18 protein-coding genes and 1 other annotated feature are annotated in these 21470 nt (G+C 32.7%); of the genes, 17 read left to right on the top strand and 1 reads right to left on the bottom strand.

Translation table 11 applies throughout. The features are described from left to right. The first annotated feature begins 53 nt into the window (after window positions 1–53). The 17 genes from ylqF (at window position 54) to BM120_RS06520 (ending at window position 20382) form a co-directional block, all read left to right on the top strand. On the top strand, window positions 54–962 hold the full coding sequence (ylqF, locus tag BM120_RS06600) for a ribosome biogenesis GTPase YlqF (protein WP_091994292.1): 909 nt from the start codon (window positions 54–56) through the stop codon (window positions 960–962). Between the two features lie 121 nt (window positions 963–1083). Beyond that, window positions 1084–1992 carry a ribonuclease HII gene (locus BM120_RS06595; RefSeq protein ID WP_091994335.1) on the top strand — a complete coding sequence of 303 codons (909 nt, stop codon included), beginning with the start codon at window positions 1084–1086 and terminating at the stop codon, window positions 1990–1992. Between the two features lie 63 nt (window positions 1993–2055). Continuing rightward, window positions 2056–3093, top strand: a complete 1038-nt coding sequence (locus BM120_RS06590) for an alpha-hydroxy-acid oxidizing protein (RefSeq protein ID WP_091994333.1) — start codon at window positions 2056–2058, stop codon at window positions 3091–3093. A 19-nt stretch (window positions 3094–3112) separates the two neighbouring features. Continuing rightward, on the top strand, window positions 3113–3481 hold the full coding sequence (locus BM120_RS06585; protein WP_091994291.1) for a VOC family protein: 369 nt from the start codon (window positions 3113–3115) through the stop codon (window positions 3479–3481). A 260-nt stretch (window positions 3482–3741) separates the two neighbouring features. Then, entirely contained in the window at window positions 3742–4116 is a 375-nt protein-coding gene (locus BM120_RS06580; RefSeq protein ID WP_091994289.1) for a YraN family protein, read from the top strand. Continuing rightward, entirely contained in the window at window positions 4113–5711 is a 1599-nt protein-coding gene (locus BM120_RS06575) for a YifB family Mg chelatase-like AAA ATPase (RefSeq protein WP_091994288.1), read from the top strand. Before BM120_RS06580 ends, BM120_RS06575 begins: the two co-directional genes overlap by 4 nt. Before the next feature lie 154 nt (window positions 5712–5865). Beyond that, complete coding sequence (gene dprA / locus BM120_RS06570) at window positions 5866–7047, top strand: DNA-processing protein DprA (RefSeq protein ID WP_091994287.1); 1182 nt, start codon at window positions 5866–5868, stop codon at window positions 7045–7047. Window positions 7048–7061: 14 nt separating this feature from the next. Further along, entirely contained in the window at window positions 7062–9152 is a 2091-nt protein-coding gene (gene topA, locus BM120_RS06565) for a type I DNA topoisomerase (protein ID WP_091994285.1), read from the top strand. A gap of 323 nt (window positions 9153–9475) precedes the next feature. Beyond that, window positions 9476–10255, top strand: a complete 780-nt coding sequence (gene codY / locus BM120_RS06560; RefSeq protein WP_091994284.1) for a GTP-sensing pleiotropic transcriptional regulator CodY — start codon at window positions 9476–9478, stop codon at window positions 10253–10255. A gap of 133 nt (window positions 10256–10388) precedes the next feature. Next, window positions 10389–11651 carry a replication-associated recombination protein A gene (locus tag BM120_RS06555; RefSeq protein WP_091994282.1) on the top strand — a complete coding sequence of 421 codons (1263 nt, stop codon included), beginning with the start codon at window positions 10389–10391 and terminating at the stop codon, window positions 11649–11651. Between the two features lie 133 nt (window positions 11652–11784). Next, window positions 11785–12240: an RrF2 family transcriptional regulator gene (locus BM120_RS06550; protein ID WP_091994280.1), complete on the top strand. Its 456-nt coding sequence runs from the start codon at window positions 11785–11787 to the stop codon at window positions 12238–12240. 122 nt (window positions 12241–12362) lie between these two features. After that, a complete protein-coding gene (gene mnmA / locus BM120_RS06545; protein WP_278335334.1) occupies window positions 12363–13445 on the top strand; it encodes a tRNA 2-thiouridine(34) synthase MnmA in 1083 nt (360 codons plus the stop codon). 207 nt (window positions 13446–13652) lie between these two features. Continuing rightward, window positions 13653–13856 (top strand) — a binding site (T-box leader). A gap of 64 nt (window positions 13857–13920) precedes the next feature. After that, on the top strand, window positions 13921–16557 hold the full coding sequence (alaS, locus tag BM120_RS06540) for an alanine--tRNA ligase (protein ID WP_091994278.1): 2637 nt from the start codon (window positions 13921–13923) through the stop codon (window positions 16555–16557). Window positions 16558–16804: 247 nt separating this feature from the next. Further along, on the top strand, window positions 16805–17065 hold the full coding sequence (locus tag BM120_RS06535) for an IreB family regulatory phosphoprotein (RefSeq protein WP_091994276.1): 261 nt from the start codon (window positions 16805–16807) through the stop codon (window positions 17063–17065). A gap of 13 nt (window positions 17066–17078) precedes the next feature. Beyond that, window positions 17079–19349, top strand: a complete 2271-nt coding sequence (locus tag BM120_RS06530) for a hypothetical protein (protein WP_091994274.1) — start codon at window positions 17079–17081, stop codon at window positions 19347–19349. 104 nt (window positions 19350–19453) lie between these two features. Next, complete coding sequence (gene ruvX, locus BM120_RS06525; protein WP_091994272.1) at window positions 19454–19876, top strand: Holliday junction resolvase RuvX; 423 nt, start codon at window positions 19454–19456, stop codon at window positions 19874–19876. 68 nt (window positions 19877–19944) lie between these two features. Further along, window positions 19945–20382 (top strand): Fur family transcriptional regulator, encoded by a 438-nt coding sequence (locus BM120_RS06520; protein ID WP_091994271.1) that lies wholly within the window; start codon window positions 19945–19947, stop codon window positions 20380–20382. 196 nt (window positions 20383–20578) lie between these two features. On the opposite strand, the gene BM120_RS06515 is transcribed toward BM120_RS06520, so the two are convergent. Continuing rightward, entirely contained in the window at window positions 20579–21334 is a 756-nt protein-coding gene (locus tag BM120_RS06515) for a metal-dependent hydrolase (RefSeq protein ID WP_091994269.1), read from the bottom strand. Window positions 21335–21470 lie beyond the last annotated feature (136 nt).

Genomic DNA, 21470 nt, shown 5'->3' with positions numbered 1-21470 from the left:
TGTAAATTAGGGTGTCTTTATAGACATCCTTTTTTTCGAGAGGAAGTGAAAATATGAGTTATAATGAAGAATATTTAAAGGATGACAATTTGAATATAAACTGGTATCCGGGGCATATGAAGAAGACTAGAGAATTGGTACAAAACAATTTGAAGCTAGTCGATATAGTAATTGAGCTACTAGATGCGAGAATACCATTCAGCAGTAAAAATCCTGAAATAGATAAAATCGTGGGAGATAAGCCTAGAGTAGTATTGTTGAATAAATCTGATATGTGTGAGAGAAAAGATCTTGATGAATGGATTAGATATTATGAGAAGCAAGGAATTAAGGCGATTCCTATAAATGCAATGAACGGACAAGGAATAAATAAGGTTATTTCTGAGTGTGGAGCTCAAACAAAAGAAATGATGGAAAAATTCAATGAAAAAGGAAGAAAAGCCAGAGGAATTAGATTGATGATAGTAGGTGTTCCAAATGTTGGTAAATCTTCACTAATAAATAAATTATCGGGAAGAAGAAGTACTCAAACAGGTGACAGACCTGGCGTAACAAAGGGAAAGCAATGGGTTAAAATAAAAGGAAATATGGAGCTATTGGATACTCCAGGTATTCTTTGGCCAAAATTTGAGGATCAAGAGGTCGCTCTTAATCTTGCTTTTACTAGAGCTATAAAAGATGAAATTCTTGATGTTGAAACTTTGGGATTAAGGCTGATTGAAAAATTACAAAATATTGCACCTGAAAAACTTTGCGAAAGATATAAATTAGATTCAGTCGCTGAAACACCACTTGAAACCATGGAAGCAATAGGTAGAAAAAGAGGCTTTATAATGGGAAATAAGGAGCTTGACTATACAAGAATTGCAACCACAGTATTAAATGAATTTAGAGACGGAAAAATTGGAAGGATAATACTGGAAAAACCATTTAATATCAACGAAGGTAAAATAATTGGATAATTAATATTAATGAATTTGAAATGATTTAATTAAGTTAAAATAAAAACAATTTAATTAAGTTGAATTTAAAATGATTAATCAAAATAATTGACTAAATTAATGGAGGGTAATGGAGCAAATTATGGATAAGAGGCTGCTTGATGAGCTGACAAAAGAATATTACAATATTTCCAATTTAGATAATGAGACAAAATCGTATAAATCTATTAAGGTATCTACAGTTAAGGAATTATATAGCTCAATTTCTTTGGATACTATTAATGATAATGATACAAGTGCTTATTTGGAACTGATTGATCGCTTTGCTGATTGCATAAAAAATGATGATAGAAAATCTGTAATTGATATTGCTCAAAAGCTTGAGATAAAAAAACAAAAATATTTGTCTGAAATAAATAGACTAGATATGCTTAATCAGTATGAGAATAGAGCGAGGAAAAATGGCTTTAAGATAATTGGCGGTGTTGATGAGGCAGGACGAGGACCGTTGGCAGGACCGGTGGTTGCTGCAGTCGTTGTTTATAAGGGTCCAATAAGAATAAACAAGATAAATGATTCAAAAAAGCTTTCTGAAAAAAACAGAGAAGAGCTATTTGATATTATTAAAGAGAAAGCATATGATTATGGGATTGGCGTTGCTACTCCTGATGAAATCGACGAGCATAATATTCTAAATGCCACATATATTGCGATGAAAAGGGCGATAGATAAATTGAAATATAAGCCTGATTATCTGATAAATGATGCTGTTATTATACCGAATATGGATATGAGACAGGAATCTCTAATAAAAGGAGATTCAAAATCAATTTCAATAGCATCTGCAAGCATTTTGGCTAAGGTGACTAGAGATAGGCTGATGTATGAGTATGATAAAAGGTTCCCAGAGTACAGTTTTTCATCAAATAAGGGCTATGGAACAGAGGGGCATTATGAGGCTATAAAAAAATATGGTATTACAAGCATTCATAGATTGAGCTTTCTAAAGAATTTTACAGAATTTTTCGATGAAAAAAATGTGAGAAAGTAGTATAATTATATTTAATGTGAATTTTATATATAGAAGGTGGATATTATGAGTGAAAAAATAACTATGACTTATGATGAAGTTCTTAAAAATGCTAAAATTAAGTTTAATGGATCCTGTAAGGTTTGTCGGGTATGTGACGGTATTGCTTGTCGTGGTGAAGTACCAGGAATGGGTGGCAAAGGAACGGGCAATTCCTTTATAGAAAACGTCAAAGCTCTCGACAGAATAAAGATAAATATGAGGACAATTCACAATGTTGAAAATCCGGATACATCCATAGAGCTTTTTGGCAGAACGCTTGATTTACCTGTTATGGCAGCACCTATCACAGGGACTACTTTAAACATGGGCGGTCAGCTTACTGAAAAAGAATATATTGAACCAGTTGTGGCTGGATGTAAAAATAAAAATACGATAGCTATGGTCGGTGATACAGCGATACCTCAGTTCTTGCTTGATAATCTCGAAGTATTAAAGCAGTACGATGGTAATGGGATTGTATTTATTAAGCCTTGGGAAAATGAAAATATTATAAGTAAAATAAAGGCGGCAGAGAAGGCTGGTGCTATTGCCATCGGTGTTGACATTGACGCTTGTGGTTTGATTACGTTGAATATTCATGGTACACCTGTAAAGGCAAAATCTGTAGCTGAAATAAAAGAATTGGTTGAATCAACAAGTCTTCCTTTTATTTTGAAGGGAATTATGACACCGGATGAGGCTTTGATGGCAGTTGAGGCGGGAGTTTATGGTATCGTGGTGTCAAATCATGGTGGCAGAGTTCAGGATTACACTCCGGGTACTGCGGATGTGCTAGAAGGTATTGCCAGAGCAGTTGACAAAAGAATAAAAGTGTTTGTTGATGGTGGTATTAGAACTGGTGTAGATGTTTTAAAAATGCTTGCTCTTGGTGCAGATGCATGTCTAATAGGGAGACCATTTGTAACAGCATCACTAGGTGGTCAGACTGACGGTGTAGAACTATATCTTGAAAGAGTAAAAGCCGATTTAGAAGGAGCTATGATATTGACTGGATGTCAAAATTTAGACTCAATAGATAAGCGAGTTTTATTTGGCGATGACTGCTGTTGCTGTAGCTAAAGAGAAGGAGATGGATTTTATGAGATTTTCACATTTTAATTTTAATGTATTAGATCTGGAAAGAAGCTTGAAATTTTATGATGAAAGCCTTGGCTTAAAGCCTGTAAAGGAAAAGGTAGCTGAAGATGGATCCTATAAATTAGTATATTTAGGTGATGGTAAAACTGATTTTACTTTGGAATTGACTTGGCTTAAAGATAGAACTAAATCATATAATCTGGGGGAATGTGAGTTCCATCTGGCATTTACTACTGATAGATATGATGAGGTATACCAGAAGCACAAGGATATGGGTATCGTGATATTTGAGAACGAAAAGATGGGGATATATTTCATTGTGGATCCTGATGGATACTGGATTGAAATATTGCCTGCGGATAGATTTTAAAAATTAAATAATAGGCTATTTAGCCATCACATTTCACTTTTTTGATATAATATCATTATTTTGTGAAATGTGGTGGTTTTATTTTGTCTATTTTTATTATTTTTTGCCTATAATACATAAGTAGATAAAAATAATATAAATACAGTATAAACATAGTATAAATATAGAATAAAAATCATATAAATACATTTTGAAAATATTTAAAACTAAATTTTAGTCGATATTTGACTATAAATAATTGTGTTACATGAGGAGTTTGTATGCAAAAGCATTTAAGTAATTATGAAATAGGTAAAATTGGTGAAGATGCCGTATCATTGTATCTTGAACGGACTAACCACATTGTTTTGGAAAGGAATTATAGGAATAGGCTTGGAGAAATAGATATAATATTTGTCGATGGTAATACACTAGTTTTTGGCGAGGTAAAAACTAGAACCTCTAACAAATTTGGAGAGCCAAGGGAAGCTGTCGATAGGAGAAAAATGAACAAAATATTAGCTGTTGCGAAAGCATATATATCAAATAAAAAAATAATAAATGTGGACATAAGATTTGATGTTTTTGAGGTTATGTATCATCAGAAAAAAATAAGGCATATCAAAGATGCTTATATAGGTGGTGGATTTCATTGATAAATAAAACTAAATCAGGAATATTATATGGAATAGGTGGAATTCCAATTGACATTGAAGTAGATATATCCAGAGGAATGCCGATTTTCAGTATAGTTGGACTTGCAGGAACAGAAGTCAAGGAATCAAAAGAGAGAGTGAAATCTGCTGTTATCAATAGTGGTTACGTATTCCCATTAAACAGGATAGTCGTGAATCTATCACCCGCGGATTTGAAGAAGGATGGATCTTATTTAGATTTGGGTATTTGCATTGGTATATTATCCGAGTATTTAAATAAAAAAAACAATGATATAGAAAATAGCGTTTTTCTAGGTGAATTATCTCTAGACGGAAATCTAAGAAGTATGGAGGGGATTTTTTCAATTGTACTGTCGATGTGTGAAAAGAAAATTAAAAGGGTGTATATTCCTGCTGATAATTATCTTGAATGCAGCGAGATAGATTCTATTGAAATCGTTCCAGTAAAATCAGTTAGAGATTGTGTTGATATAATTAATATGTCAGATTTTAAAAAAAAGGATTTTATTAAAAAAAGAAAGGATGAAATACTAGTTAAGAATAGAAAACAATTTTTTGTAAATCTAAATCATTACAAAAATTTAGAAAAAAATAAAGAAAATGAAATAAATATAGATTTTGAAGAGATAAAGGGGAACAAGGTTACCAAAAGATGTGCAGAAATTTCTGTTGCGGGAGGTCACAATATGCTGATGATAGGACCACCAGGAACAGGTAAAACTATGATAGCAAAGGCGATGAAAGGGATTTTACCAAAGCCTAATAGAGATGATTCCATTGTAATTACAAGAATAATGAGCTCGGCTGGATTAAATCGAAGCTCTATTGGACTTGTTAAAAATCGACCCTTTAGACAGCCTCATCATAGCGCGACCAAAATATCAATTATCGGTGGTGGTGCAAAAGCAATGCTGGGAGAAATTACATTAGCACATAAGGGTATTTTGTTTTTTGATGAATTGCCTGAGTTTGATAGAAATACGATCGAGGCTCTGAGACAGCCCTTAGAGGATGGATGTATAAATATATCCAGATTAAATTACAATATAACCTATCCATCTGACTTTATTTTTATTGCAAGTATGAATCCATGTTCGTGTGGTTTTTATAACAGTAGTAAAAAATGTATTTGCCGTCAATCTGAAATTGATAAATATAGAGGTAAAATATCTGGACCTATTCTGGATAGGATAGATCTTTTTTCTGAGGTGAGTGAAATAGATTATGAGGATATATCATCAAAGAAAGAGGAGGAAGATTCTATAACTATCAAAAATAGAATTGAGGTCGCAAGAAAAATTCAATTGGATAGATTTAGAAGTACAAATATTGACTTAAATTCCCAGATGTCTACGGAGCAGGCCATTAGGTATTGCGAGTTGACTGGTAAGGCAGAAAAGACAATCCAGATGATTTATAGAAAATATGGGCTGAACAATAGATCGTATATAAAAATTCTCAAGGTTTCAAGAACAATTGCGGATTTGCGAAATAGCAAAGACGTAGATGAGAAGGATATTATGGAGGCTTTTTCGTATAGACGGGCATATTACAAATATTTTTCAAGAGGTTAAAAATTTTGTATTAGGTGAATTGGGATTATTTTTCGCTGGAAAAAATTGTAGGAAATAAATTTGTAGAAAATAAATTATTGTGGAAATAAATTATTGTAGAAAATAAATGTGGGAAGCAAATTTATAGGAAATAAAGTAGAACTAGGAGGTATTTATGGTTAGAGATTTCTACCTTTGGGCTAATTCTTATTGTAAAATTTCATGTGAGCAGATGAAGCATATTAGAGAAGCTTATCATGATTACTTCAATGATATCTCTCAAATAGCAGCTTTATTGGAAAAAATAATGGCTGACGAGAATATGTCACCAAAAATAAAAAACAAAATTAAAAAATACTCTTCTTTTTTAACTAATTTGGTTGATTTAAAGCACGAGATGAATAAAAGAAATATTTCTTACATTACAATTGACGATAGTATGTATCCTGAATGCTTGAAACAAATCTATGATCCACCCTATGTTCTTTATTATAGAGGAAATATCAATATAATAAGTGATATGTATAAAAAAATTGCAATAGTGGGCTCTAGAAAGGGTACAGAATATGGAAAAAATGCAACAAAATATTTTTCATCATCGTTGTCGAAATATGGATTTGTCGTTGTGAGTGGTATGGCTAAAAATGTAGATTATTATGCTCATAAATATTGTGTGGATTCAGGAGGAAAGACAATAGCCGTACTTGGAACCAATATAGATAAAATATATCCATTAGAGAATAAAGCGTTGTATTCAGAAATAATAGAGAGTGGAGGATTGATTCTATCAGAGCATAATTTCGATGAGGCTACTCAATCCTACCATTTTGCTGTAAGAAACAGAATAATAAGCGGACTTTGCTCTGGTGTCATAGTTGTAGAGGCAGAGGAAAAAAGTGGGGCATTAATTACTGCAGACTGTGCACTGCAACAGGATAGAAATGTGTATGCAGTTCCAGGTAGTATTTTTTCTTCTCTAAGCGGCGGTTGCAATGAACTGATAGCACAAGGAGCCAAATCTGTTCGAAAAGTCGAAAATATTTTAGAGGACTACGAAATATTTGAAAAAAAAGAAGAATTATTTATTGAGAAAAACAAATTATTTTTAAAAAATAGTGGAAATACTAATACAAGTTGTGATAATATATTGCTTGATGATATTTCGGATAATGTGATTTCAATTGAAGAAAGAGCTATTTTCGACATTATATCATCAAGAGGAGCGATAGATATTGAACAAATTTCCTTAATCAGTGGATATGGCATAAGTGAAGTTACATATATAGTAGAAAAGCTTTTGATTTTGGACTTGGTAGTAGAACAAGGCTTCAATAGATACGCACCCAATATATTATAATGGAGGTGTTCCTTGTGCCAAAGGCTTTAGTAATAGTAGAGTCCCCCGCAAAGGCAAAAACAATTGAAAAATTTTTAGGAAAGAGCCACTACTCTGTGAAGGCATCAGTTGGTCATATAAGAGATTTGCCAAAAAGTAGGCTTGGTGTTGATATAGAAAATAACTTTGAACCCGAATATATTAATATTAGGGGAAAAGGAGATATAATAAAAGAGCTTAAAAAAGAAGCCAAAAAGGCGACTAAAATATATCTTGCAACCGATCCTGATAGAGAAGGTGAGGCTATTTCTTGGCATTTGTCCTATATTTTGGGAATCGATTCTGATTCGGACTGTAGAATTGAGTTTAATGAAATAACAAAGGATACGATAAAAAGGTCTATAAAGCAACCGAGAAAGCTGAATCATAATTTGATTGATGCACAACAAGCGAGAAGAGTATTAGATAGACTGTTGGGATACCAGATAAGTCCAGTTTTATGGCAGAAGGTCAGAAGAGGTCTGAGTGCTGGCAGAGTACAGTCTGTTACGACAAAAATAATTTGTGATAGAGAGAAAGAAATAAATGAATTTGTTCCAACAGAGTATTGGTCTTTAAATGTTATTTCAAATGTAAGGGACACTGATGTCGATTTTAGTTTTTACGGTATTGATACAGATAAAGTTGATTTGAATAACGAAGCTGATGTAAGTGCCATAATATGTAAAATAAAAAATAGACAGCTTTTAGTTTCGAGCATCGATACGAAAATAAGACGAAGATCTGCTGTTAAGCCTTTTACGACTTCTATGCTGCAACAAGAAGCAGTAAACAGGTTAGGCTTTACTACAAAAAAAGCTATGAAAATTGCTCAGGAGCTATATGAAGGAATTGATATCAGCGGTGAAGGAACTATTGGTTTGATTTCCTACATCAGAACGGATTCTCAAAGAATATCAGATGAGGCGAAAGAGGCATCAAAAAAATACATTTATTCTGCTTTTGGAGATAATTATCACATTGGAGATAAGAAATCTACTCAAAAGACAAAAAAGAATGCTCAAGACGCTCACGAGGCGATAAGACCTACATCTGTTAACAGAGAGCCAGACAAGATAAAATCGTCATTATCTAAGGATCAATATAAGCTTTATAATTTGATATGGAGAAGATTTGTTGCAAGTCAAATGGCAGATGCTATATATGAAAATATATCAATAGAATGTAAAATAGATAACTATGTATTTAAAGCGACTGGATCAAAGCAGATTTTCGATGGTTATACAAGGATATACAATTTTACTGATAGAGATGACAAGATTCTTCCGCAAATTGAGATCGGAGACAAGCTTGATATTTCTGAAATTATCCCAAAGCAGCATTTTACCCAACCACCAGCCAGATATACCGAGGCAAGCTTGGTAAAGACTCTTGAAGAGCTGGGGATTGGAAGACCATCTACATATGCTCCTACTATTGGTACTATTTTGACAAGAGGATATGTCGAAAAAGAAGGTCAATCTATAAAACCAACTGAATTAGGGACAATTGTTACCGAAATTTTGGAAGATAATTTTGAGATGCTTACAGATGTAGATTTCACAGCTAGGCTAGAAACTCTACTTGATGAGGTGGAAGATGGTGAGGTGCAGTGGAAAAAGGTTATACAAGAGGCATATGAGCCATTGGAATCATCTATAAAGACAGCTCTTGAAAATATTGAGAAAATAAATATGGATATTGAAGTAGATGAAAAGTGTGAATTATGTGGTTCTAATATGGTGATAAAGCATGGACGATTTGGAAAGTTTATGGCTTGTAAAAAATATCCTGAATGCAAGTTTACAAAGCCAATTGTAGAAAAGCTTGGTGTTAAATGTCCAAAATGTAACGATGGCGATGTAATTATTAGGAAAACAAAATCTGGTAGGGCATTCTATGGGTGTAGTAATTATCCAAACTGTGATTTTGTAGAATGGAATAAGCCTACTGGTGAGGTTTGCGAGTCATGTGGAGCATATATGGTGGAAAAAAACTCCAAAAAAGAGTCAAAGAGTATTTGTTCTAATCCTGAATGTGTGACAAATGCTAGTACAAAGGTAAAGAAAAAAGTCAAAAAAGATTAGTATTCCCACGATTTTAGAAATAAAAAATTAAATGAGAAACGGGATTTGTATTAAAAAATGAAACAATTCCCGTTTTTTCTTTTGTATATAAAAAGAATCAATTCCAAATTAAGATATTATTGAGAAAATTTTTAAAATTGTAAAAAAATGTTGAAAAATTGTGATATTTATGATACTCTTAAAATTAAGAATGCAATTAGTATACAAGATGGTTTTAATATGTAAACATGATAAAAAATTAATTTGCAAAAAGTGATTCAAATTGGGCAGAAAATGTTAATAAAACAAATATATTGTTTCTAGAAAAATAGGAGGTAATGTTTATGGCTAGTAATTTGCTAACAAAAACAAGAAGGATTAACAAAGTACTTCAACTTACTGCAGGTACTTCGCTTTCATTCAATCAATTGTCAAGTATTCTAGGTGACGTTTTAGATTCGAACGTATATATTGTAAGCGCAAAGGGAAAGGTACTAGGCTATCATTTGCAAACACCGGAAGATAGCTCTGTACTATTTGACGAAGATACAAAGACAGAAAAATTTCCTTATGAATATACACAAAATATATTAAAAATAGTGGAAACTAGGGAAAATATAAGTGGGAAGGACATACTAAGCTATTTCCCATTTGAACATGATAGATTGGAAAAATATACGACTGTTGTTCCAATATTAGGTGGTGGAGATAGATTAGGGACTTTGATACTATCCAGATATGATTCTGCTTTTACTGATGAAGATTTGGTATTGGCTGAGTATTCCGGAACAGTTGTAGGTCTTGAAATACTTAGAGCTATTAGCGAAGAAATGGAAGAAGATATGAGAAAGAAAACTGTTGTTCAGATGGCAATAGGTACACTTTCATATTCAGAGCTAGAAGCAATTGAACATATATTTAGAGAATTAGGTGGAAATGAGGGATTACTAGTAGCGAGTAAAATTGCTGACAAAGTAGGTATTACTAGATCTGTAATAGTAAATGCTCTTAGAAAATTTGAAAGCGCTGGAGTGATAGAATCTAGATCTCTGGGAATGAAGGGGACTCATATTAAAATATTGAACGATAAATTATTAGATGAGTTAAATAAAAATAAAATCTAGTAAGCTTTTATAGTGGTAATTTGGACTGCGTTTGCAGTTGAGCTAGAAAAGAACACTGATTTATTGCGAGAAGGCTTTTATAATAGTAATTTGGACTGCACGCTTTGCAGTCCTTTATTGCGAGGTGATGAATATGCCATTGGCGGATAAATATAGACCAAGGACCATAGATGAAGTGGTCGGTCAAAGTCATATTATTGGTAAAGACAAGCTTATTAATAATATGATAGACAACAATAATTTTCCAAATATGATTTTTTTTGGTCCACCTGGAACTGGAAAAACGACTGTAGCAGAAATAATATCAAAAAATGCGAGCAAAAGCTTTTATAAAATAAATGCATCCAATTCATCTCTTGAGGATGTAAAAAAGGTTATTTCTAAAATAGGTACTATGGAGGCTCAGAGTGGGTTGATTTTGTATATTGATGAGATACAAAGCTTTAATAAGAAGCAACAGCAATCCATATTAGAGTTTATTGAAAACGGTGAAATAACCTTGATTGCTAGTACTACAGAAAATCCATATCATTTTGTATATAATGCGATATTGAGTAGAAGCGTGGTTATTGAATTCAAAGCTTTAAAGGCAGATGATATAGTTGTTGGACTAAGGAATTTATTACATAAGATAAATAAAGCCTCAGTAACAGAAGCCATTGTAGAGGACAGTGCACTGTACAAGCTTGCAGCTGCCTCTGGTGGAGATTTGAGGTCTGCGATAAACATACTTGAGCTTTCACTAAATAATGCAAAGCTAAATAAGGATGGTAAGCTTTTTATTTCAATAGAATCAATAGAAAGAATGAAATTATCGACAAATTACAATTTTGATAGAGATGGGGATAATCACTATAACTTATTGAGCGCATTTCAAAAATCAATCAGAGGAAGTGATCCGGATGCATCTACATATTATTTAGCTAGATTGATAAAGGGTGGAGATCTTGAAAGTATATGTAGAAGATTACAGGTTATTGCGTGCGAGGATATTGGTCTTGCATATCCTAATGCGATAACTATAGTTCGATCATGTGTTGAAGCCGCACTATCCTTGGGACTCCCAGAGGCTAGAATCCCACTTTCGCAGGCCACGATTCTACTTGCGACTTCACCAAAATCAAATTCATCCTATATTGCGATAAATAAGGCAATTTCAGATCTGGATACAGAGGTTCACGATGATATTCCTATTTATTTAAAGGATTTGACAAGTAAAAAAAGTCTATCTGATCAAGAAAATATTCCGTATAAGTATCCTCATAACTATGAAAATCATTACGTGGAACAAACATATATGCCAAATAATTTGATAGGTAGGGTCTATTATGATCCACAGAACAATAAATTCGAAAATTCCATAAGTGATTTTCTAAAAAAGCTAAAGAAAAAATAATGGAAAATAAACAAAAAAGAGGAAATAAATTAACAAATTAATCTTGACAATATTACTAGGATATAATATTATATATTTAGAATCTAATTCTGAGTTATTTACTAGGGATTGGTTCGAAGTGAGGTGGTAATTAGTGAAGTTATCTACAAAGGGTAAATATGGACTTAAAGCTATGTTTGAATTGGCAAACTCTTCCGTAGATGGACCAGTTTCGCTTAAGCATATAGCAAAAATGCAGAATATTTCTGATCAATATCTTGAACAAATTTTTTCGACTTTAAAAAAAGCTGGGTTGATAAGAAGTGTAAGAGGTGCACAGGGTGGATATTTATTGTCAAAGCCTGCGAGCGATATAACTGTAGCTGATATTCTTAGAGTGCTTGAAGGCGATATGGCGTTCACTGAATGTCTGCTTGATAGCGAGGCGTGCGAAAACTTTGATTCATGTTCTACTAGGTATGTGTGGGAACAAATCAAAAAAGCAATAGAAAATGTGACTGTGTCAATTTCTTTACAAGATATGATAGATGACTATAATTCTAATTCTAATTTTAATTTTAGGGCAGATGATATCCTAAATAAAATGTAATATTTTATCGAATCAAAAGAGCTTAAATGCTCTTTTTTGCTTTAATTGAGTATAATTGACCATTAATAAGAAACATTATGAGAGATAAATTTATAAATGTATAAGAATATGAGGTGATTGCGTTGAAGGAAAGTGGAGAAATTTTAAATAAGAAAAAAAGAGTCTTGCTTGGTATGAGTGGAGGCGTTGATAGCTCTGTGGCAGCGTATCTATTGCAAAAGGACGGTTATGAGGTGGTCGGTGCCACAATGAAGCTGTGGGAGCCTGGAGATGATGATAAAAATCAGGCAATAGCTGATGCAAAAAAAGTTGCAGACAAACTTGGGGTTGAGCATCACATTGTCGATTTTCAGGATAATTTTAAAAAAGATGTTGTATCTAGATTTATTGATGAATATTTTGAGGGGAAAACTCCAAATCCATGTGTATTTTGCAATAAAAATATAAAATTTGAAAAAATGTTTGAAGTAGCCGACAAGCTTAACTGTGATTTCGTTGCAACGGGGCATTATGCAAGAATGGAATACAATTACGAAAAGGGTTTATATGAATTGAAAAGAGCGAGCTCAGATAAAAAAGACCAGACATATATGATGTATAACCTTAATCAGAAGAAAATGGCGAGGATTCTTTTCCCAATAGGAAATTTTGATAAGCCTGTTATTAGAAAAATTGCTGAAGAAATTGGGCTTGAAGTGCATAACAAACCAGATAGTCAGGATATATGTTTTGTACCTGATCAAGATTATGAAGCATTTTTAAGGACACATTCTGAAAAAAAGGTTAAAAAAGGAAGCTTCTTGGATTCTGATGGAAATAAATTAGGCGAGCATAATGGTATAATCAGTTACACTATTGGTCAGAGAAAGGGCTTGGGAATTACTTTTGGTAAGCCAGCTTATGTTATAGGTATTAATGGCGAGGACAATTCTATCATTTTGGGTGATAATGATGACTTATTCAAGAGTGAATTGATTGCCTGTGAAGTAAATTTCTTGGATATGAATATAGATGAAATGGAAACACCTAGAGTGGTCGATTCAAAAATCAGGTACTCATCAAAGCTTTCAAAAGCTACGGTAACGAAAATTGGTGACAGAAGAGTTTCGGTAGCTTTTGAGACACCACAAAGGGCAATTACGAGTGGTCAGAGTGTGGTATTTTACGATGGCGATGTATTGGTTGGTGGTGGAATAATAGAATAATTTAAAGCTGATAGCCACATGAGCATCACTCGTGTAATGTAAATGAAAAGGTCAGTAAACAGACTAAATAAGTATTTGAAAAAAATAATAAATTTTATAAAAAAATATTGCTAATTAATCGGATATGATGTATCATATCTATTATAATTATGGATTTAATAATTCGTGAGAAATTACGATTTGTTATTTAGTGAAGAACATCTAATGATAAATACTGAGAAGAGAAGTAGTAGGTAATGATTTTTCAATAGAGAGAGGTTGATGCTGGAAATACCTTGGAAATAGTTTCTGAAGCAGTCTTGGAGTAGTCTATTTGAAATAGTAGTATAATAGACCGTTTGCCGCGTTAAAGTTAATGAGATGCCGATTTTGTCGGTAATCAGGGTGGTACCGCGTATCCACGCCCCTGTAGTAATACAGGGGCTTTTTTATTAGATTTTATTAGAAATTATGAATATGTTATTGGAGGTAAATTATGAAAAAATTGGGTCTTAATGAATTGAGAAAGATGTACAAGGATTTTTTTGAAGCTAAGGGGCACTACATAGCAAAATCACATTCACTTGTTCCTAGTAATGATAAGTCACTTCTATTGATAAACTCTGGTATGGCTCCATTGAAAAACTATTTTTCAGGAGTAGAAAAGCCACCTAAAAATAGAATGTGTACTGTTCAAAAATGTATAAGAACTGGTGATATTGAAAATGTTGGTGTAACTGCACGTCATGCAACTTTTTTTGAAATGATGGGTAATTTCTCATTCGGTGATTATTTCAAACATGACGCAATACATTGGTCTTGGGAATTTATCACTGAATGGCTTCAAATACCAGAGGAAAGGCTTTGGGTAACTGTGTATGAAAGTGATGATGAGGCTTTTGAGCTTTGGGAAAAAGAGATTGGTTTTCCAAAGGAAAAAATCGTGAGACTTGGAAAAGACGATAACTTCTGGGAAATAGGATTGGGTCCATGTGGTCCATGTTCAGAAATATACTTTGATAAGGGCGAAAAGTACGGCTGCGGATGTGAAGATTGCAAACCAGGCTGTGACTGTGATAGATATCTTGAGTTTTGGAATCTTGTATTTACACAGTTTGATAGACAAGAGGATGGCACATACCAAGACCTTGAACATAAAAATATAGATACTGGAATGGGACTTGAAAGAATTGGGTGCGTTATGCAGGATGTAGATACAATATTTGAAGTCGACACAATTCAACAAATATTGAACAAGGTTACTGAGATTGCAGGGAAGAAATATGGTGAAAATCCGGCAAACGATAAATCGATAAGGATAATAACTGATCATATCAGATCTGTATCATTTATGGTAGGGGATGGAATATTGCCATCGAATGAAGGCAGAGGATACGTGCTGAGAAGACTTCTAAGAAGAGCTGCTAGACATGGAAAGCTTTTGGGAATTGATCGTCCGTTCCTACAGGAATTGATGGAAGAGGTTGCGAAAACCTCTGGTGAGGCTTATCCTGAGCTAGTAGAGAAAAAATCATATATCAAAAAGGTTATAGGCATAGAAGAAGAAAAGTTTGCCGAAACACTTGGACAGGGACTTGAAATCCTAAAGGGATATACAGAGGAAGTAATTAAAAGCAATGGAAATGAAATAACTGGTGAGATGGCATTTAAGCTTTATGATACATATGGATTTCCAATAGATTTGACTTTGGAGATACTGGAAGATGAAGGCTTAACTCTAGATCAAGAAGGCTTTGAAAAAGAGATGCAGGCTCAAAAGGATAGAGCAAGAGCTGCAAGAGGAAATCGTGAGGGCGATGCTTGGAAAGAAGATCCTCTTGCTTCTTTGGAAGAGGCAAGCTCTCAATTCAAGGGATATTTTGAGCTTTCAAGAGAAGCAAAAATTAAAGCCATTGTCTTTGAAAATCAACTTGTTGATAATATTGAAGAAGGTAGCGAAGCCGAAATAGTGTTGGATGAAACTACTTTTTATGCAAATGGTGGTGGTCAGGTTGGTGATAAGGGAATTATTGATTCTGATCAAGGTATTTTCAAAGTTATTGATACTATTAAAGGAGCAAATGGAAGCATTAAGCATATTGGTTATGTCGAAAGTGGTCATTTTGGGTTAGGAGACAAAGTATATACTCACGTAAATAAGAGCTTGAGAATGGACGCTGCAAGAAATCACTCTGCAACACATTTGCTTCATAAGGCATTAAAAATGGTTTTGGGAGAGCACGTTAATCAGGCAGGATCTCTTGTTGAGCCAGATAGATTAAGATTTGATATAACGCATTTTGAGCCAATTTCAAAGGAAGAATTGAGTGAGATAGAAAAAATAGTAAATTCATTTGTGTTGGATTCTATAGAAATAACTGACTACCAGATGAATATTGAAGAAGCAAAAGAAATGGGTGCGACAGCATTATTTGGTGAAAAATATGGAGATGTTGTAAGAGTTGTTAAAATGGGCGAGGCATCAATAGAGCTTTGTGGAGGAACTCATTTAAAAAATACTTCTGAGGTTGGATTATTTAAGATTTTGTCAGAGGGAGGAGTTGCTGCAGGTGTTAGAAGAATTGAAGCTATCACAGGTAGAGCAGTATATAACTATATTTTAGAAAAGGATTCCTTGCTTGAAAATGTGGCCGAAGTATTGAAGACAAGAGAAGATAATTTGTACAAAAAGGCAGCTTCCTTAACAGATGAGAACAAGGAATTGGAAAGAGAATTACATTCTTTAAAAACAAAGCTGAGCATGGAAAGTGCAGCTGAAGCATTGAAAAATAAAATTGAGATTAATGGTGTAGCATTGATTACAAACAAATATGAAGCAATTGACAATGATACATTAAGAGAAGCAGCTGATAATCTTAGAGATAGGGTTGAAAATGGAGTAGCTGTGGTATCAAGTGTAAATGAAGGGAAATTAAGCTTTGTAGCAACTGCTAGTAAGGGTGCAATTGATAAAGGAGTTCATGCTGGTAATCTAGTTCGTGAGGTTGCAAAGGTAACTGGAGGCAAAGGTGGAGGTAGACCTAATATGGCACAAGCTGGTGGTGTCGATATTTCAAAAATTGATGAGGCATTTGAAGCTGCAAAAGCAGTAGTTGAATCCCAAATTGGATAAAAAATCTTAAATGTCAACAGATTCGTTACACGATTTGTGAAAGAGGAGCAAAAATTATACAGAAAAAAGCTGAGTAGGAGGGCAAATTTGCCCTCTACTTTTTTGAATAGCTTACAAATGGCTAATTTTAATGCAATTAGAAATAATAATATTCTTATTTCCTTGATAAAATGTTGTTTTTATTGTAAAATTTATTGTAAGAAAATACAAAAGTATTTTCTAAATTATGATATGGGAGGAATAAAAAATGGACAACGAATTAGATTATACAATGCAATTTGAAGGCTTGAATGATGATAAAATGAATGTTTCAGAGACTATTAAATACGTTTATGATTCTCTTTATGAGAAAGGGTATAATCCGGTAAATCAGATAATAGGCTATCTTTTATCAGGTGATTCTAGCTATATTACTAGTTACAATAATGCCAGAGCAGCGATAAAGAGATTCGAAAGAGATGAAATATTGGAAGAAGTAATATCAACATATTTAAAACTTGAGAGGTAATGAGAGGGAGAAAATGTTAAGAAAAATGACGTCTATAATATTGTCGTTTATGATGATATTCTCAATTTCAATTACAAGCCTTGCTAATTCCAATACAAAAATTCAGCTATCAACGGAAAGAGCCATTTCTAAGGGGAGTCTTGATAAGGAGGCTGACAATAATACAGCTAAAAACGGTGGAAAAGTTATTGTAGTAGATATTAGCAGAACTAATTTAGAAAATTTTAATAATATAAAGTTTATTAGAACCAAATTGAAATCAAGTGGTTATGTTGCACTGATGAATATCAGAGGTGACAAAGGCTACGATGATAAAAGAAATTTTGCAACCATGGGAGCAAGTACACGAGCAAACATTAGCTCTGATTTAGAGCTTAACTTTAATGATACTTTAGAAGGTGCAAAGCTATATAAATCGGCAACAGGCTGGAAGGCAGGTAAGATTAATTTAGTAAATATTAATAATGTAGATTTCGTCAATTTGACAAGTGGAGATTACAAATCTAAGATAGGTTATCTTGGAGAAACTATAAATGCAAATGGTAAAAAAATTTCTGTTATTGGTAATAATGATTATTTTGAAAATGGTCAAATAGTCAAAAATAGAGATTTTTGTTTGACCTTTATGGATTCAAAGGGTAGATTATTTAGTGGAAATACTGATGATATTAACAAAAAAGATACAAATTTTCCTTTTGGAATTTCTACTGACTACGAAAAACTAAAAAAAGAAACTCAAAAATACTATGATGAATCTGATTTGTTGTATGTAAACACAGGTGATACATATAGACTAGATAAATACAAAATGAATTTGAATAATAAAACCTATAAAAAAATGAAGTTTTCTATTTACAATAAAATAAGTGATTATCTAGACTATGTATTCAGTATTGTAGGTAAAAATGATACTGTTTATGTTATGAGTTCATACCCCAGCAATCTAGAGTATATAAACAATAAAAAACTCACTCCGATAATAAGGTTCGATATGTCTGATGGTGGGTTTGGTCTGTTGAATTCAGCCACTACGAGAAGAGCTGGAATAATATCAAATGTCGATTTTGGTGCAGAAATATTAAACAGATTTGGACTTAAAAATGAAGAAATGATAGGTAAAAAGCTTACTTCATTGGAGAAAAATGGAAATATTGATTATTTATTAAAGGATTTTGAAAAAATTGTTTCTATATCTTCAATAAGAATGTCTGTGATAAATATTTACGTTTCGTTAATATCGATTGTTATCATTGCAGCTGTCATTTCATTATGGCAAAAGAATAGAATTCCGATAAGATTTAGAGATAGGATAATATATACATTGAAAGAGGCTTCAAAGCTGGGGCTGATTATGCCATTGGCATTTTTGAGTGCACCTATGCTTCAATCTAGCTCAAAGCCGATGATTTCTCTTTCAATAGTGTTTTTTTCTATTATTTATTATTTAGTGCCTAAAATAATATTTAAAAAGGATGACATAAAACAGCTTGGTCTATATTCTCTGATAATGATAGCTGTGATATGCCTGGATGCTTTTTTTGAAACACCTTTAATGGAAAGCAATATTATGAGTTACGATCCTATGGTAGCAGCCAGATATTACGGTATTGGAAATGAATATGAGGGTGTTGTCATAGGTAGTGCCATATTGGGATTCTCTGTTATACTTGAGTATAAAAAATTTCCTAAGTGGATAATTGGAATACTTTTGATGGGTGTGTTATTTATTTCTGCATATCCTTCGATGGGGGCTAATGTCGGAGGTGCTATTTCAGGAATGATTGCGTTTCTGGTATATATTTTGTTGATAAATAATGCGAAAGTAGATATAAAAAAATGTGTGCTGATTCTATTGGCAACAATACTGTTGGTCGTTGTATTTGCCGTTGCGGATATAGTTCTAAACATAGGCTCACATTTGGGCAATTTTGTCAATCGAATCATGGTTAATGGACCTATGGAAATAGCAAATGTATTTCTAAGAAAAATTGAGATGAATATTTTGCTTGCCCAAACTACAATCTGGGTAAATCTGCTTTTGGTAGCCCTTTTGCTGCTATCAATAGCTATATTTAGACCTAGTAAATTTTCTGGTGCGATAAAGAATAGATACCCATATGTTTACAAGGGATTTTTGTCTATAATCGTAGGATGTCTTGTGACACTATTGGTTAACGATTCAGGAATAATTTCAGCGGCAACAGATTCCTTGTATTTGATTGTTCCTATTGTCATTATTATGGTTATTGAATACAAAGAAAAGACAGAGAGTAGTATAGAGTAATATATTGAAAAAACAATAAAAATTAATAAACATTAACAAATATTAATAAAGACAATAACGTTGATAAAAACAATAAATATTAATAAACATAATAGGAGATTTTAATGCTAACTGGAAGAATAATGGGACTGGATATTGGTAACAACACAATAGGCGTGGCTGTTAGTGATATGCTGGGAATAACAGCACAAGGTGTTACAACTATCCATAGAAAAAGCAAAAAAAAAGATTTAGAAGAATTAAAAAAGATAATAGATGAGCAAAATGTAAATCTAATTGTGTCAGGATTGCCTAAAAACATGAATGGCACAATAGGGCCTCAGGCCGAATTAGTGAAGAAATTTTGCGAATTGATAGAATATGAGTTGAAAATCAAGGTTGAATTCTGGGATGAAAGGCTCACAACAGTGTCTGCACAAAGGGTTTTAATCGATGGAGATATCAGTAGAAAAAATAGAAAAAAAGTCATTGATAAATTAGCAGCTGTAATAATTTTACAAAATTATCTGGATTATAAAAAGTTTTAGTTGACATTATATAAAATATGGTCTATATTATTAGTAAGTTATCAATTGAAAAAAGGTGATCATTAATTATGGAAAAAACGATGGAAATATTAAAAGAAAAGTTAAAGGCTACAGGATTTAAGATTACTCCACAGAGAAGAGCTATCATTGAAGTATTAATTGAGAATGAAAATTCTCATTTGAGTACAGAAGAAATCTATGATAAGGTGAGAGTTGATTGTCCTGAAATTGGTCTAGCTACTGTTTACAGAACAATGCAGCTTCTTGATGAAATCAATGGCATATCAAAGCTTAACTTGGACGATGGTTGCACAAGATATGAAATCAATTTTGAAGGTGAAGAAAATCATCATCACCATCATTTGATTTGTAAAAACTGTGGAACGATAATAGAAGTAAAAGAAGATTTATTGGATGCAATTGAAGAAAAAGTTGAAAATACTTATAAGTTCGAAATCAAGGATCATGATCTGAAATTTTATGGTTTATGTAGCAAGTGCAAATAGGAATTAACTTAATGTTATTTCAATAAGAAAGCTCGCATATCATTTTATTAAAAGGATATGCGAGCTTTCTTATTTATTTAATCGGATATAACTGGAGTAGATAGTTTTGTTAGTTTATATTGATAGAACAAAAAATAATTCTAAATTAATAACTTTAAATTAATAGCTCTAAATTATTAGTTATGAATCAATAACTTTAAATTAATGATACTTTTATCAGCCCTTTAAATAACATAAACAAAAGCAAGGAAACGAGAATACCAATTATCAAAATCTCGATAAAATTGCAAAGGAAAGAGCCTACCCTGAGATTTGCAATACTGATGTTTTTTCGATAAATTGGAGAAAGAATTGGAATTCCTCTTTTTGTGCATATGTCACAAGCAAGATGAGATGAATATGCTATTGCTGATGGTATTGCTATATTGTTTAGATTAAACTCCATCTCGAAATATTTCATCAAAAAATAAATGAATATTGGCATTATAGCTGTGTGGCTTAGAGATCTATGCTTTGTAACTGGAAATATACACAGCAGCGATGACAGCATTATTACACTCATATTGAGCCTGAACATAACAAGGATAGCTGTTATGTTCAGAAAAAATATCGAAATAAAGGTTGATCTAACAAAATTTTCGGTTATTTTTTTTTCAACAAGCCCAATCATTGTCAATGACAAGAATAATACAATGTAAAGACTGATATTTGTTCTTGCGTAGAAAAAGACAGATAGTATCAATAATGAGTAGAGTAGGAATTTATGTAATTTTTTTGTGAAGCTTTTACTGATTAATTTATTCAATGTCGATGAATTTGCCTCGTCGATATCAGGGATAATCGAAAAAATAATTGATAGTAATATGCCTATTGGAGAAATGCTTATACCTATAGCAGATGCTGCCTCGACCGTCGTCAATAGACCTATTGCAAGATGTGATTTTCCTCTCATAGTCAACCCCTTTCTGTAATTTAAATTCCGTTATTTTATTTATATATTTTAACATAGGATATTGATAAAAGGAATTATTTTATTTGCTTAAATGTATGAATATGTGGTATATTATAGATAATGTTGTGTGTTCGTG

It is taken from the genome of Peptostreptococcus sp. D1, from assembly GCF_900112955.1.
In the GTDB taxonomy this organism is placed as follows: domain Bacteria; phylum Bacillota; class Clostridia; order Peptostreptococcales; family Peptostreptococcaceae; genus Peptostreptococcus.
The sequence above is the reverse complement of the archived record's forward strand: the minus strand, read 5'-3'. Positions and strand labels throughout refer to the sequence as shown.

Coding starts and splice junctions, on each gene's coding strand:
- BM120_RS06595 (WP_091994335.1), top strand. CDS start 1,084: ATGGATAAGAGGCTGCTTGATGAGCTGACAAAAGAATATTACAATATT.
- BM120_RS06530 (WP_091994274.1), top strand. CDS start 17,079: ATGTTAAGAAAAATGACGTCTATAATATTGTCGTTTATGATGATATTC.
- ylqF (WP_091994292.1), top strand. CDS start 54: ATGAGTTATAATGAAGAATATTTAAAGGATGACAATTTGAATATAAAC.
- BM120_RS06590 (WP_091994333.1), top strand. CDS start 2,056: ATGACTTATGATGAAGTTCTTAAAAATGCTAAAATTAAGTTTAATGGA.
- BM120_RS06580 (WP_091994289.1), top strand. CDS start 3,742: ATGCAAAAGCATTTAAGTAATTATGAAATAGGTAAAATTGGTGAAGAT.
- dprA (WP_091994287.1), top strand. CDS start 5,866: ATGGTTAGAGATTTCTACCTTTGGGCTAATTCTTATTGTAAAATTTCA.
- BM120_RS06520 (WP_091994271.1), top strand. CDS start 19,945: ATGGAAAAAACGATGGAAATATTAAAAGAAAAGTTAAAGGCTACAGGA.
- BM120_RS06585 (WP_091994291.1), top strand. CDS start 3,113: ATGAGATTTTCACATTTTAATTTTAATGTATTAGATCTGGAAAGAAGC.
- BM120_RS06555 (WP_091994282.1), top strand. CDS start 10,389: ATGCCATTGGCGGATAAATATAGACCAAGGACCATAGATGAAGTGGTC.
- BM120_RS06535 (WP_091994276.1), top strand. CDS start 16,805: ATGGACAACGAATTAGATTATACAATGCAATTTGAAGGCTTGAATGAT.
- BM120_RS06515 (WP_091994269.1), bottom strand. CDS start 21,334: ATGAGAGGAAAATCACATCTTGCAATAGGTCTATTGACGACGGTCGAG.
- codY (WP_091994284.1), top strand. CDS start 9,476: ATGGCTAGTAATTTGCTAACAAAAACAAGAAGGATTAACAAAGTACTT.
- alaS (WP_091994278.1), top strand. CDS start 13,921: ATGAAAAAATTGGGTCTTAATGAATTGAGAAAGATGTACAAGGATTTT.
- ruvX (WP_091994272.1), top strand. CDS start 19,454: ATGCTAACTGGAAGAATAATGGGACTGGATATTGGTAACAACACAATA.